Below are 15,723 nucleotides of genomic sequence, written 5' to 3'. Positions count from 1 at the left end.
ATCGCAGACCAACTTTTGTTCTCGACTAATGCAACTTATGATAGCCTTAGATTATCTGGCATTCAATTATAATTTTTGGAGGTTTATATGAATACCTTAAAGGATTTAGTTTTATTAACGCCTTTTGATAAAGTCTGGGAGAAAATCGTTTTGCATTATCCAAATAGAATTGAAGAAAATTTTAGAGTTTTATATGAAAAACTTCATATTATTGACCTAAAAGACAATTATTCAAATCTGTTTATCTACATAAATGCGTTTGAAAATGATGAAAATGATGAAAATGATGAACCAGTTTTCCAATCATCTTTCGATGAAAATAATAAAAGCCTATATTTTGATGTTTCGGGAAGAGATGATGATCATATTGGGTATTCACTTGTTGGTAATAGTTTTAATGAGTGGTTAAATTTTTATATTGATTCAGACACTTTAGACTCAATGAGTGTTGAAAGTATTCTTGCACATTGTTTGTGGGAAATGACGTATTTTGGTTACGATAATTTTGATAATGAATATAAAGATTGTTGATTTCCTTGTTTATAAGAGGTAAGAAAAGGACTCCCTTGAGAGGTCCTTTCGTTCTTTGCCGTAATCAACAATATTATTTAACAGAGTTTTTTTATATGACGAATTGTAATATTAAGTGCAACACCAAGACAAAATAGAAAACGCCCATAACGATTCCGTGTAAAATGTAAGTTACCACACTAAACATCATACGGAGGAATCGTTATGAGCTATAAACATCTTACCATATCTGAACGTTCAAAAATAGAAACACTTCTTGCTTTAGGTTTCTCGATTCGTGCGATTGCCAAACAAATTAAGCGAAGTCCATCCACTGTGTCTCGCGAATTAAAACGTCATTTTAATTGCTCAGTAGAAGTTGCACAAAAGCGCTATAAAGTTAATAAATCGAACTGTGGTGCCAAGTCAAAATGTACACCTGAGTTAAAAGACGCTGTTCAAGAAAAATTGCGGGCTACTTGGTCACCTGAACAGATTGTCGGACGATTATTTCAAGGTAAACTCAGCTTTAAAACCATTTACCGCTGGATTTATGAAGGGTTACTTGAAGTCCCTCTCACGACGTTACGCCAAAAAGGAAAACGTCAAAAACCAATGGAAACCCGTGGTCTATTTAATGTCGGTACCCCGATTTCAAAGCGCCCAAAAGAAGTCCGTAAACGTGAAAAATTTGGTCACTGGGAGCTCGATACCGTAGTTTCTAGCCGTGGTAAAAGTAAAGGGTGTTTTGCAACATTTATCGAGCGGATGACCCGTTGGTACGTAGCCATTCCAATGCCAGACCGCTCTGCTCAGTCGATGGAAGAAGCAATAAAAACACTAGTCCATGCTCTACCAAAAGACAGTTTTCAAACGGCAACGACTGATCGAGGCAAAGAATTTAGTTGTTATACAAACTTAGAAAAAGACTTGAATATCCAAGTTTATTTCGCAGATCCTTACTCTTCTTGGCAGCGGGGCAGTAATGAAAATGCGAATGGTTTACTACGTGAATTTTTCCCTAAGCGAACAGACCTAGCTAGGGTAAGCAAAGATGAATTAAAAAAGGCGTTATATTTAATTAATAATCGCCCAAGAAAATGCTTGGGTTGGAAATCTGCACACGAAGCGTTCATGGAGCAAGTGTTGCACTTAATTTGACAAAGTAACATATCCAAAAGAATATTAAAGAATAGCAATATATATAAGAGACATTTCAACCAAGTGATTGGTGAAATGTCTCTTTACTATATTTTATACAGTTGCTGCTCGTAGCTCTATACGGCGAATCTTACCAGAAGTTGTTTTTGGTAGTTCATCAATAAAGACAATACTACGAGGATATTTATAAGGTGCTGTTAATTCTTTAACGTGCTCCTGTAGTTCTTTTGTTAACTCGTCCTCATCACGATCTCTGAAGCCTTCTCGCAAGATGACAAAGGCTTTAACAATATGCCCTCTAATTTCATCTGGTGCTGCGACTACAGCACATTCTTGGACAGCTTCATGTTTATTTAAAGCATCCTCTACCTCAAATGGCCCAATTGTATAGCCTGATGAAATAATGATGTCATCTCCTCGACCTTCAAACCAGAAGTAGCCGTCTTCATCGCATTTGGCTTGGTCACCAGTAATATACCAATCTCCACGGAAAGCAGCTTGTGTACGTTCAGGTTCACGATAGTACTCTTTAAATAGAGCAGGAGATGATTTGTGTACTGCAATATCTCCAACTTCTCCAATCGGTGCCTCGTTGCCTTCATAATCTATGATACGGATAATATTGCCTGGGGTAGGAACACCCATTGAACCCGGACGTAACTCAGTATGTTCAAGTGTGCCGATTAATAAAGTATTTTCCGTTTGGCCATAGCCATCACGCACTTTAAGACCAAAGTTGTTCATAAATATTTCGATGACTGGTCGATTTAATGGTTCACCAGCAGAAACAGCGCTACGTAGAGAAGATAGATTATAGTCTTTTAAATTATCAAGCTTCGCCATAATTCGATATTCTGTTGGAGTACAGCATAAAACATTGATCTTTTCATCTTGAAGCAGTTGAAGGTATGTTTTTGCATCAAATCCTCCGTGGTATACAAATGCAGTTGCACCCAGCATAATAGTCGATAAAAATGGGCTCCAGATCCATTTTTGCCACCCTGGAGCTGCAGTAGCCCAAACTAAGTCACCTTCACGTACACAAAGCCATTGAGAAGCGGCTGTTCTAATATGTGCATATCCCCATCCATGTGAATGGACAACTCCTTTTGGTTTGCCAGTGGTGCCAGATGTATAAGAAAGAAATGCCATATCGTCTCTTTTAGTAGCAGCTGCTGTAAATGTATCTGGTTGTGTACTTGCCAATTTATCTAAAGATGTCCAATCACCTGTAACAGTACCTATAACCAATTTATTATTTAAAGCTTCTACTGAAGAAGTAATACGATCTATCTCACCAGTGAACGCTTCATAGGCAATTACTGCCCTTGCAGAAGAGTGCTCCATACGATACTCTAAATCACTTGCACGTAACATTTCTGAACATGAAATAGGAACAATTCCAGCCTTTAGACAGCCAAGGAAAACAAAATAAGCCTCAGGCAGACGTGGAATAATAACTAATACGCGATCACCTTTTTGAAGCCCCTTCTTCGTCAAGGCATGCGCGTATTGATTCATTTTTTGAACAAGTTCAATATAGGAAATTGTTCGGCGATCCTGTTGAGTATTTAACCATCGTATTGCTTGACGATCGCTATCGTGAGAAAATTTCTCCAATTCCTCTGTAATATTATAGAACTCTGGTGCAATTAAATCGTTTGTTACCATGTGAACATTCCTCCCCCAAACAAATTTAATAGAAAATTCTTAAAACTATTTTCATTTTAACAATTACAATAATATACAGCAAGAATATTCTGTACATAAAATAGAAATATTAGATTTAATAGAGAACTATTAGGATTCTGGTTAATGTACAGGAAAGTTTCGACAAAAAATATAAAAATTTTCACAAAAAGTATTGCATAATTTATAATGCTTGCTATAATAATAAATGTACTGAGAGAGGTTTTAAAAACCAAATTGAATAGTATTGTTCCGAAGTAGCTCAGTTGGTAGTAGCACCTGACTGTTAATCAGGTTGTCGCAGGTTCGAGTCCTGCCTTCGGAGCCATTTTTTTGCCCATTTTTAAAATAATGATGTTATACATATAATAAATTATAAAAAAAGTGTTGCATTGGGAAGAAAGTAATGTTAATATAAATATTGTCTTGTTTGAGACATAAGAAATGGCCCCTTGGTCAAGTGGTTAAGACACCGCCCTTTCACGGCGGTAACACGGGTTCGAATCCCGTAGGGGTCACCATTTTTAAAGCATTGTAGTAATGCAAAGGCTTAAAAAGAAAATAAACTGTGAAGAAATAAACACCTGTTTCTATGGAGGATTAGCTCAGCTGGGAGAGCATCTGCCTTACAAGCAGAGGGTCGGCGGTTCGAGCCCGTCATCCTCCACCATAATGTGTTATTTCGGAGGGGTAGCGAAGTGGCTAAACGCGGCGGACTGTAAATCCGCTCCTTAGGGTTCGGCGGTTCGAATCCGTCCCCCTCCACCAGTTTTTATAAATGATTGGGGTATAGCCAAGCGGTAAGGCAACGGATTTTGATTCCGTCATGCCTAGGTTCGAATCCTAGTACCCCAGCCATTTTTATATTTTGAGCCATTAGCTCAGTTGGTAGAGCATCTGACTTTTAATCAGAGGGTCGAAGGTTCGAGTCCTTCATGGCTCACTTTTATAGAATAAAGCATATTCAAAAGTGTAACATTAACTACAGATACTAATCTCTTGCTGAAAACAGCAGGAGATTTTTTTATGCGCTATTTAATTGTATAAATATTCACGAAATTGTAAGGTTGAGCCAGAGAGGATATAGGCTTTACAATAGTCTTATAACTTAAAGGGGGTATGAAAAGATGAATAAACTAAATATTTCTATTATTGGGGTACCAACTGATTATGGGCAAACTCGCAGAGGGGTAGATATGGGGCCAAGTGCTATCCGTTATGCAGGTGTTGTAGAACGCTTAGAAGCTATTGGGCATGTAGTACATGATCAAGGGGATATACGTGTTAGTCAAAAGGAAGAAGGCACTATTGTTGATAAACAGCTACTTAATTTAGAGGAAGTTATCGATGTAAGTACATCCTTAGCAAACCGCGTAAATGAAGCAATTGAACAAAAGGCGTTTCCGCTTGTACTTGGTGGCGACCATAGCATTGCTATTGGCACACTTGCAGGGCTTGGTGAGCATTATAAAAATTTAGGCGTTATTTGGTTTGATGCGCATGCTGACCTAAACACACCTGAAACGACACCGTCTGGCAATATACATGGTATGCCGTTAGCTGTTAGCATTGGGCTCGGTCATGAACGCTTAGTGAAAATTCGTAATGATGTACCAAAAATTAAACCTGAAAATGTCATTATTATTGGAGCACGTTCCGTAGATCCGGGAGAACGTGACTTAATAAGTCAGCAAGGAATCAAAGTGTATACAATGCACGAGGTAGATCGTCTTGGAATGACACGTGTAATGGAAGACGCTCTTGCTTATTTAAGAGAGCGTAATGTAGATGGTTTGCATTTATCACTTGATTTAGATGGGTTAGATCCACTTTATACTCCAGGAGTTGGGACACCTGTACCTGGTGGTATTACATATCGAGAAAGCCACTTGGCGATGGAAATGCTTCAGGAATCAGGTATGCTAACATCTGCTGAATTTGTTGAGGTTAATCCAATTTTAGATGAAAAGAATAGAACAGCTGATGTTGCGGTAGCGTTAATGGGCTCCTTATTAGGTGAAACCCTAGTTTAAAGAAATTTGACAAAAAATTGCCTATTGCCACAATCTATAAAAATCTTTTGTTATAATTAATAACAAAATGAAACTTTTCTTATCGATGGGCCGTAAAGTATAAGACAGTTGTAAAGGTGGAGAAATCAACACAATGGATGCGTTAGTAAACAAGAAAATAAAACAAGTGCTTAAAGGCGATCAAAACGCATTTGCAGATATTGTGAGTCTCTATCAGCACAAACTGTACCAAGTATGCTATAGGATGTTAGGGAACAAACAAGAATCTGAGGACATTACACAAGAAGCGTTTGTTCGTGCCTATATGAACTTGCATACTTTTGATCAGAAAAGAAAATTTTCAACGTGGCTTTATCGCATAGCGACAAACCTTTGTATAGACCGTATCCGGAAGAAAAAGCCGGATTACTATTTAGATGCGGAAGTAGCTGGTACAGAAGGGCTTGATATGTATTCGCAGATCGCAGCAGATGACCAGCTACCGGAGGAACAGATAGAGCAAATGGAATTGCAAGATCGCATTCAATATGAGATTGGCCGTTTGCCGGATAAATATCGTTCAGTTATAGTATTGAAATATATTGAAGAATTATCATTACAGGAAATTAGCGAGATTTTAGATATGCCTCTTGGAACGGTGAAAACGAGGATTCACCGCGGACGTGAAGCATTACGTAAGCAATTAAACAATCTGTAGGAGGGAAGCGTCATGAATACTTGTCCAGAGCATGTAATAGACTATATCCATGATTATTTAGATGGTGACATTAGTCGTGAGCATGAGCAAGAGTTAAAACGACATTTGCATACATGCAGTGATTGTAAACAATTGATGCAGGAATTAAGTGAAACAATCGCCTTTGTGAAGAGTGCTTCCCACATTACAGCGCCTCCGCATTTTGAAGAAGCCGTGATGGCTCGTTTACCGAAACCCAAAAGTCGTGTAGGCATGCAAAAATGGATTCGCCGGCATCCATTCTTTGTGGCAGCAGCAGTATTTTGTTTATTCATGAGTGCAACTTTACTAGGTAGTTTCATGGATGATCAACAGTTCTCCGTGACCAAACAGCCAAACCTAGTTGTTGAAGGTCAAACGGTTATTGTGCCGAAGGGAGAAGTTGTAAAAGGCGATATTGTTGTTAAAAATGGTGATTTAATTGTTGAGGGTGAAGTGGATGGCAATGTCACTGTTATTAATGGACAGTATATGGCATCTTCGGCAGTTGTTTCAGGAAAAATAGAAGAAATTGACGAAGTATTCGAATGGCTTTGGTATACGATTAAAAACTCAGTGAAGTCTGCTGTAACATTCGAGGAGAAGCAAGCAACTAAATAACACTCTATACGTCCTAATAGATAGTGCACGTGAGAGGCTGAAAGGTCTACTCTTTTGAGTAGACTTTTTATTTGAAAAAAGTTACATTTGTTAAGAATGTGCTATACTTAAATGTGTATGGATTCGCAATGAAAAGTGGGGGATGCCACGTGCAAATTATCGAACATTTCGCTAATTTAACACCTGTGAATATTGTTATTAACTTATTAGATGTACTGCTCGTATGGTACGTTATTTATAAAATTTTAACCCTCATTAAAGGTACGAAGGCTGTCCAATTATTAAAAGGAATTTTCGTAATTATTATTGCGCGCCTTGCTACAGACTTTTTTGGGTTAGAAACGTTAGGTTGGATGTTAAAACAAGTCATCGAGTTCGGTTTCTTGGCAATTATTATCATTTTTCAACCTGAAATAAGACGTGGTCTTGAACAAATTGGTAGAGGGAAGTTATTCCAACGTTCAATTAGTCAAGTCGAGGAAGAACAAACAAGGCTTATTGAAGCTATGAAGAAATCTGTTAGTTATATGGCCAAACGTCGTATAGGGGCGTTAATTTCTATTGAAAAAGAAACTGGTCTAAATGAATATATCGAAACGGGCATAGGTCTAAATGCTGAGATTTCATCTGAGTTACTTATCAACATTTTTATACCTAATACACCGCTTCATGATGGGGCAGTTATCATGCAGAAAGATAAAATATCGGCAGCAGCTTGTTATTTACCGCTTTCTGAGAGTCCTTTTATCTCAAAAGAGCTTGGGACACGCCACCGTGCTGCACTTGGATTAAGTGAAGTGACAGATGCCATTACTATAGTCGTATCAGAGGAAACTGGTGCCATTAGTATTACACTAAATGGTAATCTGCATCGAAATCTTGCTTTAGAGGAATTCGAAGAACTGTTACGTAAAATGTGGTTTGGATCAGCACAGGAATCAAATGCAGCCTCTAAGTTAACTTGGAGGGGGAAAAAGAATGGATAAAATGATGGATAGCCCTTGGGTGTTACGAATCGTTGCGCTATTTTTAGCCTTGTTGTTATTTTTCTCCGTTCGTACCGAATTATCTCCTACAAATAAAACAATAACGAGTGAGCAAACAGAGGTAATTCGCGATGTACCGGTAGATGTTTTTTATGACGATAAGAACCTCATTGTAACAGGGATACCAAAGACGGTGGATGTTACGATAAAAGGTCCAATGCCACTTGTTATACAAACAAAGGCAACGAAAGATTTTTCTGTATTTGTGGATTTAAGCAAATTACTTATAGGTAAGCATAATGTTAAACTACAATACGAAAATATTTCTGATAAGTTGCAAGTTACATTAGACCCTGCAACTGTAAATGTAAACATTGAGGAAAAGGTCACACAAGAGTTTCGTGTTGACCCTGAGATGAGTAATCGTTTAATTGAAGAAGGATATATTGTAAACGGCATGACTGCTAATCCAGCTACGGTGTATGTTACAGGTGCCAAAAGTGCAATTGAAAGCATTAGCTATGTAAAAGCTACTGTAACGGGTGAACAAGGCTTGAAAGAACCGTTCTCACAGGTAGCGGCAGTTAAAGTACTAGATCGTGATTTAAATAAGTTAGACGTGACGATTGAACCGGGAACTGTGAAGGTACAAGTAGATATTGGAGCATACAGCAGAGAGTTACCTGTTGTGCTGAAGGAAATAGGGAAAGCGGCTAATGGTATTACCGTCAACCAATTAACATTGAGTCCCGCAAAGGTGAGAGTATACGGTAGAAAATCTATTATAGATGCTTTAGCTGCAATACCACTAGAGGTTGACCTGTCAAAAATTACAGAATCAAAAACTTATGAATTTGATGTAAAATTACCAGAAGGTGTGACAAAAATATCTGAATCAAAAATTAAAGTGAAAGCAGATATTACGAAGGAAGAGCAGGAAAAAACAACAACGACTCCTACTCCTACACCTACTCCTTCGAACCCTTCGGAGGAATCTAGCACTCCTTCTGAGAACAATACGTCGCCTACTGAGAAAACAGAAGATATTGATTCTTAAACAATAACTGACTATAATTTTATTTTGATTCAGTAGAGATTTCGTTCTCTATCGGTAAGGGTATTCATTTTCGGATTAGAAACATTAACGAGAAAAAGTTGCTCAGGCTAAAATCAAAATACCCTAGGCTAAATTTATCTGTGCCGATTTAAAGTCCAGGTAAATTACATGGGGCATAATTAATAGTTACCAAGGAATGAACGAAAATAGACTTTTCCAAAAGTAAGCAGACGAGTGGTCTAGTTGTCAGTGTAGACAAGCGTGACTACCGTCTTGCATTGAAGGAGAGAATAATCAAAATGGGTAAATATTTTGGAACAGATGGCGTCCGTGGCGTCGCGAATAGTGAATTAACACCGGAGCTTGCATTTAAACTTGGCCGCGTAGGTGGCTACGTTTTAACGAAAGATGCAACTGACCGTCCAAAGGTTTTAATCGGTCGTGACACACGTATTTCAGGTGAAATGCTTGAAGGTGCACTTGTAGCTGGTCTTTTATCAATCGGGGTAGAGGTAATGCGTCTGGGTGTTATTTCGACACCAGGTGTGGCTTACCTTACTCGAATAATGAGCGCAAATGCAGGCGTCATGATTTCAGCCTCACATAACCCAGTTGCTGACAATGGTATTAAATTTTTCGGTCCTGATGGCTTTAAGCTAACAGATGCGCAAGAAGCCGAAATCGAAGCAATATTAGATGCACAAGAAGATACATTGCCACGTCCAATTGGGGCTGATTTAGGTTCTGTGAGTGACTACTTCGAGGGTGGACAAAAATATATTCAATACTTAAAACAAACAGTGACTGAAGAATTTGATGGCATCCATGTAGCATTAGATTGTGCACATGGTGCTACGTCTTCACTAGCTACACACCTATTTGCAGATTTAGAAGCGGATATCTCAACGATGGGTGCCTCACCAACAGGCTTAAACATTAATGACGGTGTCGGCTCAACACATCCAGAAGGGTTAGCTAGATTTGTCACAGAAAAGGGTGCTGATGTTGGTTTAGCATTCGATGGCGATGGTGATCGTTTAATCGCAGTAGATGAAAATGGTAAAATTGTTGATGGTGATCAAATTATGTTCATCATTGGGAAGCATTTGAATGCAATTGGTCGCTTGAAAAAGCAAACAATCGTTTCGACAGTTATGAGTAACATGGGCTTCTATAAAGCTGTTGAAGATAATGACATGCATAGTGTACAAACAGCTGTAGGTGATCGTTATGTCGTGGAAGAAATGCGTGCTAATGATTATAATCTAGGTGGCGAGCAATCGGGTCATATTGTTTTCTTAGACTTTAACACAACTGGTGATGGCTTATTAACTGGTATTCAGCTTGTCAACATTATGAAATCTACAGGTAAAAAACTGTCCGAGCTTGCTTCTGAAATGAAAATTTTCCCACAGCGTTTAGTCAACGTACGTGTAACAGACAAGCATGCTGTGACGGAAAATGCAAAAGTTGCTGCAGTGATTGCTGAGGTAGAAGTAGATATGGCTGGTAACGGTCGCGTGTTAGTGCGTCCTTCTGGTACTGAGCCACTTGTACGAGTAATGGTGGAAGCAGCGACAGAGGAAGACTGCGAACATTACGTAGAGCGTATAGCAGATGTTGTCCGTACTGAAATGGGCTTAACAGAATAAATAGTAACTCGATTTCCTTTAATAGGAGGTCGAGTTTTTCTTTTTTATTGAAAGCTCTGCCAACGGAAAAATGAATGTTTTCGAAGAGAATGGGAACAGTAGTACAGAGTCACAATTACAAGGAGTGTTGTATTAACAATGGCTAAAATTGCTACAGTGATTACCAATATGTTTGAGGACGCTGAATATACGAGTCCTAAAGGAGCATTAGAAGCGGCAGGTCATGAACTAATAACGATTGATACAACAGCAGGCATTGAGGTAGAAGGTAAAAATGGAGAGAAAGTAAAGATTGATAAAGGGATCGATGAGGTAAATGCTTCAGAATTTGATGCATTGTTCATCCCTGGTGGTTTTTCTCCTGATATACTACGCGTAGATGATCGTATTGTGGCATTTGTAAAGGAGTTTATGGACGATATGAAACCAACCTTTGCCATTTGTCATGGACCTCAATTACTCATTACTGCAAAAACATTAAATGGTCGTGACGCAACTGGCTACAAATCAATTCGAGTAGATTTAGAAAATGCTGGTGCGATATTCCATGACGAGGAAGTGTTTGTTTGCCAAAAACAATTAGTAACTAGTCGTACACCAGAGGATCTACCAGCATTTAATCGAGAAATTGTAAAATTATTGGAGAATAAAGAAGGCTAAGCTTAAAAGGCACAAGTGAATTTGCCTGTGCCTTTTATCTTCAAATCAATTATAACAATCCTACTTTTTTTTCAACGCTATAATAGCATTGGTAATTTGCCCAAGTCCGATACCAATGATAATGCCAACTCCAGCGCCGATTGCCGTGTCAATCCAGCCTCTGTCAAAAAAAGCTTCATATCCACCGCCAGTTAGAAAACCGCTTAATCCACCGATACCTAATCCTAAAAACAGGAAGCCACCATAAAATAACCCGATCGCCTCATAATCTGCGGGATCACGATTTTCGTAATACTGCTGGAAGCGTTCATTTAAATCCTCAGATTGCTCAGAGTTACTAGCGAATTTCAATTCCTCGCTAGCCTTATTAAAAGCTTCCTGCTCCGTAAAACCTTGTGACATCAAATCATTCATATAATCGCTCATATATAATATCATGTCGTCTTGCGCCTCTCGTCCCTGATCGGAACGCCCTTTAAACTTGGACAGTTGCTTGTCGATTTTACGTTTAGTTTGCCCACTTTTTTTGCGCAACTTTTCCATATAAGTCATTTCAGCGTCCTGCAAATAATTCTGGGATTGTTCTTTCGAAAAACGATTAATTCTCTCCTGAATTTCACGACTAAAGCTCATGTTTGTTCCCTCCATTATTTCTTAAAATTTCAATACGACTACTTAAAAAATCCCATTTAGCCCAGAAGGACATCAATTTTTCTCGCCCTTGTTCATTAAGCGTATAAAATTTCCTTGGTGGACCCATTTCAGATGGCTTTTTGACAATATTGACAAGACGATTTCTTTCTAACCGCATAAGTAACGCATAAACAGTGCCTTCAGCTATGCCCTCGAACCCCATCTGCGTGAGATATTTGACAATCTCATAACCATAAATTTCACCACGGCTGATGATTTCTAATACAATACCTTCTAAAACTCCTTTGAGCATTTCACTCAGATTATCCACGATCTCACCCCCAGGCTTAGCTTTACCTGTACTAAGTGTTGCTAAGTACTGTATATAGTATTGCTAAGTAGTGGCTTTGTCAAGCGATTAATAAATGAGGTTTTCGTTCAGATGCATGTTTATTTTGGAGCAATTCATCTTCGGTTCTGTTCAAAATAAATCCATAACCAAAAATATTTGTTAAAAATTATCATATTTTTATTGAGAATTTTAAGATAATGCTTTATAGCAGATTGTTTGTCTACTTTTCGTCACTAAAAAGTAGGGTAAATAGGTGTTTTTTATAACGAAAATTTGACGTACAGCATATGATTGAGTATGATGTATAAGTTGAATATGAGGTCCGACCTTATCATTTAACGAGCGCATAAGGAGGGAAGAAAGCGCAAAATCGGAAAACAATTATAGCGCCTGAGCTGAAGAAATTGGACGAAGCAATCTTCAGCAGACGAGGTGGAGGTTTATCGAAAATTCGGCGGATGCCTCCCAATCGACATACCCGATTGTCACTTTTCATTTTGAAAGCATTTGAGTGATTGAATGTACAGAAAATGGAGAAGGTATAGTTAAAGCAATAGATAAATAGATAAACCGCACGTATCGAATGGGTACTGTTCAGATGGCTGAATGAGTGTTAACAATGTGCATGTATTAGTTTGCTTATTTTATATAAAAAATTGGCATGGCTTTTACATTCACAAAATTCGATAAGTTGAGGTCTAGTTTGTCATTGCGTCAAATTGACGATATCGGAGGACAAGAAATTTATGTGTGGAATTGTAGGATATATTGGTGAATCAGATGCAAAGGAAATCTTATTAAAAGGTTTAGAGAAACTAGAGTACCGTGGCTATGACTCAGCGGGTATTGCAGTACGTAACGAAGATGGCGTAACAGTCTTCAAAGAAAAGGGTCGTATTGCAGATTTACGTGACGCAGTGGACGAGGACGTTGCTGCAAAAGTGGGAATAGGTCATACACGTTGGGCAACTCATGGTGTGCCAAACCGTTTGAATGCACACCCTCACCAAAGTACGTCAGGACGTTTTACGCTAGTACACAATGGGGTTATTGAAAACTATCATTTATTACAAAAAACATATTTAAAAGGTATTCCGATGAAATCTGATACAGACACAGAGGTCATCGTGCAATTAGTAGAGTTATTTGTGAAAGAAGGTTTAAGTACGGCTGAGGCGTTCCGTAAAACTTTATCTTTATTACATGGCTCTTACGCACTAGCTCTTTTAGATGCTGAAGCGGCAGATACAATTTTCGTTGCGAAAAACAAATCTCCACTTTTAGTAGGTGTTGGTGAAGACTTCAATGTTGTAGCCTCAGATGCAATGGCGATGCTACAGGTAACAGATCAATATGTGGAGCTACACGATAAAGAGGTCGTAATTGTACACAAAGCTAGCGTTGAAATTACAAAGTTAGACGGTTCAATAGTAGAGCGTGCACCATATACAGCAGAGCTTGATATGAGCGATATTGAAAAAGGTACTTACCCTCACTATATGTTAAAAGAAATGGATGAGCAGCCAACAGTTATTCGTAAAATCATTCAAGCATACGAAGGTGAGAATGGCGAATTAACAATTGACGCTAATATTTTAGAAGCATTACAAGCAGCAGATCGTCTATATATTATTGCAGCCGGCACAAGCTATCACGCAGGTCTAATCGGTAAGCAATATTTCGAAAAAATGGCTGGTATCCCAGTGGAAGTTCATATTTCAAGTGAGTTCGGCTACAATATGCCATTACTTTCAGAAAAACCGTTGTTTATCTTTATTACACAATCAGGTGAAACAGCAGATAGTCGTCAAGTACTTGTGAAAATTAAAGAGCTTGGTTATCCAACATTAACAATTACAAATGTACCTGGCTCTACACTATCACGTGAGGCGGACCACACACTTTTATTACATGCAGGCCCAGAAATTGCAGTAGCTTCTACAAAAGCGTATGTAGCGCAAGTAGCCGTACTTGCTCTAACAGCGTATGTAACGGCGAAGGCTAATGGTAAAGGCTTAGAGTTCGATTTAAAACAAGAACTTGCGATTGCAGCAAATGGTATCCAAACAATTATCGATTCAAAAGATGTATTAGAGGATATCGCTGAGGACTACTTAAAAATCGCGCGCAATGCATTCTTCATCGGCCGTAACATGGACTTCTATGTAAGTCTTGAGGGTGCCTTGAAGCTAAAAGAAATCTCTTACATCCAAGCAGAAGGCTTCGCAGGTGGCGAGTTAAAACACGGTACAATTGCCTTAATCGAAGAAGGTACACCAGTGTTTGCTATTGTCACACAAGAAGCAGTAGCATTAAATATCCGTGGTAATGTTAAAGAAGTAGCTGCACGTGGAGCATACCCATGCATTATTGCAATGGCTGGCATAGATGAAGACGGTGACCGTTTAATAATTCCTCATGTTCATGAATTATTAACACCACTTGTATCTGTAGTGCCATTACAGTTAATTAGCTATTACGCAGCACTACACCGTCGCTGTGATGTGGATAAACCACGTAACTTGGCTAAATCGGTGACTGTTGAGTAACTTTATGCAGCTACCAGACTTCTTTTGTTGATTACAAATAAAGTTGTTTAATTACAAATAAAGATGTTTAATTTACAATAAAGTTGTTTAAAAATGGTGCGTACTTGATTACAATATATGTAATCAAGTACGTTTTTTATATTTGGAGGGATAAATTGCTGAATACTAAAAGGAAGACACTAACTACATATGTAATTAAGAATTTAATGCTAGAAGCTTTGTCTACTGAAGATGTGAAGCTTGATCCTCAAGGCCATATTTTTAAAACATATGGTTATTCAGGATCGCAGTATAACTTATTTAGATTAACTGAAGCATTAGCGATAAATAAAGGTCTCCTAATGGAAAATGTAAAATTACCACGTATAGCATGGGGAGTTACAGGTGAAAACTTATACGAAAACAGTAATACTAATTTTAAACGAAAAGAAATTGAATCTTTGTTTGAAGGATTTGCGCTGTTACTAAATCAAAATATAATTGCTCCAGGAATATATGGAGAGGCTACGATCTTACCAGCATTCCATGTAACAGATCATGGACATGCTTGTTTAAAAGAGAGGGCTATTCTACCTTATGATTCTGATGGATATTTAGGGCAGGTAAGAAGTATTAGTAATATTGATAAGTGGGTACAGCATTACTTGACGGAGGCACTAAGATGTTTTAATGCAAGTTGTTATCAAGCATCAACGATTATGGTTGGATTAGCGGCTGAAAAGATTGTATTAGATTTGCTAGAGGCTTTTAAAATTTATCTGAAAAAACATGATGCCAATTTACAATCGAATCAAAAGTTTAAAATTAAAAATAATTTTTCTGTAGAATTTGAGAAAGATGTAAATAAAAAGTGGCAGATATCATATAAATATTCGCAATTCGAAGAGTATTTTAAAGGAATTAAATTAGACACAACTATCACGGGCATTATCGATGAATCGGCAAGGAATACGTTTTATCAATATATAAGACTTCTTAGAAATGAGGTAAGTCATCCCACGGACGTACTAAAAGATGAAACAGAAACTATGCTCTTATTTGTTAGTTTTATTAAATATGTAAAGTTGCAGACAGACTTAATAAACGCTTTAAAAATATTGTAACT

At 38.0% G+C, this 15,723-nt stretch carries 14 protein-coding genes and 6 tRNA genes; 17 read left to right on the top strand and 3 right to left on the bottom strand.

Features of this window, described 5'->3' with window-relative positions:
• The first annotated feature begins 87 nt into the window (after nt 1-87).
• Both ACIQLB_RS11370 and ACIQLB_RS11365 read left to right on the top strand, forming a co-directional pair.
• Nucleotides 88-531 carry a DUF6557 family protein gene (locus ACIQLB_RS11370; RefSeq protein WP_400725316.1) on the top strand — a complete coding sequence of 148 codons (444 nt, stop codon included), beginning with the start codon at nt 88-90 and terminating at the stop codon, nt 529-531.
• Between the two features lie 204 nt (nt 532-735).
• The gene (locus ACIQLB_RS11365) at nt 736-1,671 is read left to right on the top strand and encodes an IS30 family transposase (RefSeq protein ID WP_400725313.1); all 936 of its coding nucleotides are present in this window, start codon (nt 736-738) and stop codon (nt 1,669-1,671) included.
• A gap of 93 nt (nt 1,672-1,764) precedes the next feature.
• On the opposite strand, the gene mbcS is transcribed toward ACIQLB_RS11365, so the two are convergent.
• Entirely contained in the window at nt 1,765-3,342 is a 1,578-nt protein-coding gene (mbcS, locus tag ACIQLB_RS11360) for an acyl-CoA synthetase MbcS (RefSeq protein WP_400725310.1), read from the bottom strand.
• A gap of 269 nt (nt 3,343-3,611) precedes the next feature.
• Between mbcS and ACIQLB_RS11355 the strand changes: the two genes are divergently transcribed.
• The 13 genes from ACIQLB_RS11355 (at nt 3,612) to ACIQLB_RS11295 (ending at nt 11,084) form a co-directional block, all read left to right on the top strand.
• A tRNA-Asn gene (locus ACIQLB_RS11355) sits at nt 3,612-3,688 on the top strand.
• Between the two features lie 118 nt (nt 3,689-3,806).
• A tRNA-Glu gene (locus ACIQLB_RS11350) sits at nt 3,807-3,881 on the top strand.
• A gap of 73 nt (nt 3,882-3,954) precedes the next feature.
• A tRNA-Val gene (locus ACIQLB_RS11345) sits at nt 3,955-4,030 on the top strand.
• 14 nt (nt 4,031-4,044) lie between these two features.
• Nucleotides 4,045-4,128, top strand: a tRNA-Tyr gene (locus ACIQLB_RS11340).
• Between the two features lie 15 nt (nt 4,129-4,143).
• A tRNA-Gln gene (locus ACIQLB_RS11335) sits at nt 4,144-4,218 on the top strand.
• A 12-nt stretch (nt 4,219-4,230) separates the two neighbouring features.
• A tRNA-Lys gene (locus ACIQLB_RS11330) sits at nt 4,231-4,303 on the top strand.
• Nucleotides 4,304-4,487: 184 nt separating this feature from the next.
• On the top strand, nt 4,488-5,393 hold the full coding sequence (rocF, locus tag ACIQLB_RS11325) for an arginase (protein ID WP_400725307.1): 906 nt from the start codon (nt 4,488-4,490) through the stop codon (nt 5,391-5,393).
• A gap of 133 nt (nt 5,394-5,526) precedes the next feature.
• A complete protein-coding gene (gene sigW / locus ACIQLB_RS11320; RefSeq protein WP_400725304.1) occupies nt 5,527-6,090 on the top strand; it encodes an RNA polymerase sigma factor SigW in 564 nt (187 codons plus the stop codon).
• 12 nt (nt 6,091-6,102) lie between these two features.
• Nucleotides 6,103-6,729, top strand: coding sequence for a zf-HC2 domain-containing protein (locus ACIQLB_RS11315; RefSeq protein ID WP_400725301.1), 627 nt, complete (start codon nt 6,103-6,105; stop codon nt 6,727-6,729).
• Nucleotides 6,730-6,878: 149 nt separating this feature from the next.
• Complete coding sequence (cdaA, locus tag ACIQLB_RS11310) at nt 6,879-7,715, top strand: diadenylate cyclase CdaA (RefSeq protein WP_400725298.1); 837 nt, start codon at nt 6,879-6,881, stop codon at nt 7,713-7,715.
• Entirely contained in the window at nt 7,708-8,772 is a 1,065-nt protein-coding gene (locus tag ACIQLB_RS11305) for a CdaR family protein (RefSeq protein WP_400725295.1), read from the top strand. The genes cdaA and ACIQLB_RS11305 overlap by 8 nt, the downstream gene beginning before the upstream one ends.
• Before the next feature lie 299 nt (nt 8,773-9,071).
• Nucleotides 9,072-10,424 carry a phosphoglucosamine mutase gene (gene glmM / locus ACIQLB_RS11300; RefSeq protein WP_400725292.1) on the top strand — a complete coding sequence of 451 codons (1,353 nt, stop codon included), beginning with the start codon at nt 9,072-9,074 and terminating at the stop codon, nt 10,422-10,424.
• 138 nt (nt 10,425-10,562) lie between these two features.
• The gene (locus tag ACIQLB_RS11295; protein ID WP_400725289.1) at nt 10,563-11,084 is read left to right on the top strand and encodes a type 1 glutamine amidotransferase domain-containing protein; all 522 of its coding nucleotides are present in this window, start codon (nt 10,563-10,565) and stop codon (nt 11,082-11,084) included.
• A gap of 60 nt (nt 11,085-11,144) precedes the next feature.
• On the opposite strand, the gene ACIQLB_RS11290 is transcribed toward ACIQLB_RS11295, so the two are convergent.
• Both ACIQLB_RS11290 and ACIQLB_RS11285 read right to left on the bottom strand, forming a co-directional pair.
• Complete coding sequence (locus tag ACIQLB_RS11290; protein ID WP_400725286.1) at nt 11,145-11,717, bottom strand: hypothetical protein; 573 nt, start codon at nt 11,715-11,717, stop codon at nt 11,145-11,147.
• Nucleotides 11,707-12,048, bottom strand: a complete 342-nt coding sequence (locus ACIQLB_RS11285; protein WP_387084696.1) for a PadR family transcriptional regulator — start codon at nt 12,046-12,048, stop codon at nt 11,707-11,709. Before ACIQLB_RS11285 ends, ACIQLB_RS11290 begins: the two co-directional genes overlap by 11 nt.
• A 767-nt stretch (nt 12,049-12,815) precedes the next feature.
• On the opposite strand from ACIQLB_RS11285, the gene glmS reads away from it, so the two are divergent.
• Together glmS and ACIQLB_RS11275 are read left to right on the top strand one after the other, a co-directional pair.
• The gene (gene glmS, locus ACIQLB_RS11280) at nt 12,816-14,618 is read left to right on the top strand and encodes a glutamine--fructose-6-phosphate transaminase (isomerizing) (RefSeq protein WP_400725283.1); all 1,803 of its coding nucleotides are present in this window, start codon (nt 12,816-12,818) and stop codon (nt 14,616-14,618) included.
• A gap of 155 nt (nt 14,619-14,773) precedes the next feature.
• Nucleotides 14,774-15,721, top strand: coding sequence for a hypothetical protein (locus ACIQLB_RS11275; protein WP_400725280.1), 948 nt, complete (start codon nt 14,774-14,776; stop codon nt 15,719-15,721).
• Nucleotides 15,722-15,723 lie beyond the last annotated feature (2 nt).

Source organism: Lysinibacillus sp. NPDC092081 (assembly GCF_044755845.1).
Classification (GTDB): Bacteria; Bacillota; Bacilli; order Bacillales_A; family Planococcaceae; genus Lysinibacillus.
Note: the sequence above shows the minus strand (reverse complement) of the source record. Positions and strands in the feature narration are given on the sequence as shown.